Origin of the sequence: Bacillus sp. AP50, from assembly GCF_040492675.1 — a bacterium.
In the GTDB taxonomy this organism is placed as follows: Bacteria; Bacillota; Bacilli; order Bacillales; family Bacillaceae_G; genus Bacillus_A; species Bacillus_A cereus.
Genome location: NZ_JBEUTW010000533.1, coordinates 1 through 2311 on the forward strand (window position 1 = coordinate 1; position 2311 = coordinate 2311).

A 2311-nucleotide genomic window follows, 5' to 3' on the forward strand; every position below is an offset into this window, starting at 1 on the left:
ATTATATTGAACTAAAATAAACCTTACATGATTCATGTAAGGTTTATCGTTTTATACACAATATATTTCATTATTGTTGAGATATACTAGCATCGCTTTTAATTCGCTTTTCTTTTTGGCTCAGTTTTTTATCTTTAGATTTTTTTAATGTTAAAGTCATACCAATAAAAATAAAAAGAATTCCTGTTATTTGCATTAAAGTTGGACGGAATCCAGTAAGTACAGTATCTAATAATATTGCCACTGCCGGATCCAAAAAAACTAATATTGAGATTGTTTTTGTAGATAAATAGCGTAAACTATCAAAAAACAGATAATATACTATCCCTGTGTGAATAAAACCAGTAGCTATAATATATGTCCAATTACTTTGAGTAAGGCCACTAAAAGCATCTAAATCTATAAATGGTATTAAAAGAAATATCCCCAAGAATGTTTGTAAAAATGTCATTGCATACGCACTCATTTTGTTAATCCCTTTACCAAATAAAGTTGTAAATGCATAAAAGAGAGCTGCAAGAAATCCCCATATCATACCTGAAGACATTAATGAACCGACAGAGAAGCTTCCATCGATACCAGCAATTAATAAAGCTCCTGCAAAACACACAATTATTGAAATGATAGATATTAATGTTAATTTTTCTTTAAAGACGATACTTCCAATTAACAGTACAATTACTGGTGCAAGATGATAAACCGAGATAGCAATTGTAACTGACATATTTTCAAAGGCTTTAAATAAGAAAACCCAATTAAATACTAAGAAAAAGCCACATATTAAAACTTGAATAACTTCTTTTCGTTCCCATTTATCTTGTTTATATTGCCCTGTAAGCAACCAGCATACACTTAAAAATATTGTCGCAAAAATACACCTTACAAACACTAATTCAAACGAAGGTAAGTTTGTTTGAACTGAAAAAAATCCAACTGATCCAAAGATAACCATTGATGCTATCATCTTTAAAGCCGGTACCGTTTTCTCTTGCTTAAAACTTTTTTGAAGCAAATTAATCCCCCTCCAATAAAAACTCGGTTTATAGTGAGAAAAACACCAGCCTAAAAAAGGACAGGTGCTTTTCCTCAAAAACACTCAATTATAAATTTTTCCCAGCAGTCCAACCACCATCAATTACAAAATTAGAACCAGTAATAAAGCGGGCCTGATCAGAAATCAAGTACTCAATACATGAAACAATATCCTGCGGCAACCCCCAAGTATCTAAAGATTGATTACTTTTTATCATAGACATCAAGGCTGTATTACTAAAGTATTCTTCTGTAAGTTCAGTTCTAATAACACCGGGAGAAATGCTATTCACCCTTATATTTTGCTTTCCAAATTCCATAGCCATCTGTTTAGTCAATCCGATTAAAGCATGCTTTGATGCAACATAAGCAGCTCGCTCTGGTTCAGCCATTAATCCAGAAACCGATGCTATATTCACAATACAACCTTTTATTTTCGATTCACACCATCGCTTAGCTACTTCCCTAGAAAGGATAAATGGGGCTACTAAATTTACATCAATTACTTTTTTAAACATATCATCGGATAAATGTAAAACAGGTGTTATCTCTCGAATACCAGCTGCATTTATTAATATATCAGGAGAAAGCTTTTCTAAATCTAATTGAGTAAAAAGATTATGAATCGCTTCGCTATTACTTAAATCAATTTGCACTACTTTCAAAGGCATATCTGTTTTCATATAATCTATTAAGTTATTATTATTAATATCAAGCGCTATTACATGAAATGATTTTTCTAAAAAGTATTTTATACAAGCATGACCTATACCGCTATTGGCTCCAGAAATCATAATTATTTTATTCTCTCTCATTTTGTCTCCTTATAAGAAAATGTTACTAATAAAATATCACGAAAAGCCTCCGTACTACATTCTGTTCCAAGTGGCGTTACGGCATGGAAGACCTTTTGTCCAAATACTAAAGTTTCTAAAGGCTCCTTCAAACTTATAAACTGATTAATTTCCCGAGGAGAATTAGCTATTAAATTATCTCCACCAATAGCTGTATTACTTAAATTCATAAGGTGTAAAAACACTACTGGTTCATCATCTTTATGTAACCAAATAGGTGAACTAAAAGATGGCCTTTCTTTAGTAGCTTTATATCTTACTTGATGTAAACCTATAATTAAGTCTTTACTTGTATCTATTATATTTGTTTTAAATGCAAATTCAGTATCGAAGCGCACGATATTTTGAATTAAAGGATTACATAAAAAGCTATCATTTATGCTATTGAACTGTCTAACTTTCCCGCCATCGTCATAGTTATATTC

3 protein-coding genes are annotated in these 2311 nt (G+C 31.3%); all 3 read right to left on the bottom strand.

Annotation, left to right across the window (positions count from 1 at the left end; genetic code table 11):
• Window positions 1-70 precede the first annotated feature (70 nt).
• Window positions 71-1012, bottom strand: coding sequence for a DMT family transporter (locus ABWK52_RS26100; RefSeq protein ID WP_098541322.1), 942 nt, complete (start codon window positions 1010-1012; stop codon window positions 71-73).
• Window positions 1013-1100: 88 nt separating this feature from the next.
• The gene (locus ABWK52_RS26105; RefSeq protein ID WP_001208941.1) at window positions 1101-1847 is read right to left on the bottom strand and encodes an SDR family NAD(P)-dependent oxidoreductase; all 747 of its coding nucleotides are present in this window, start codon (window positions 1845-1847) and stop codon (window positions 1101-1103) included.
• Window positions 1844-2311: 2OG-Fe dioxygenase family protein (locus ABWK52_RS26110; protein WP_353772233.1), on the bottom strand; the 468-nt coding region annotated here is incomplete at its 5' end. The genes ABWK52_RS26105 and ABWK52_RS26110, both read right to left, overlap by 4 nt.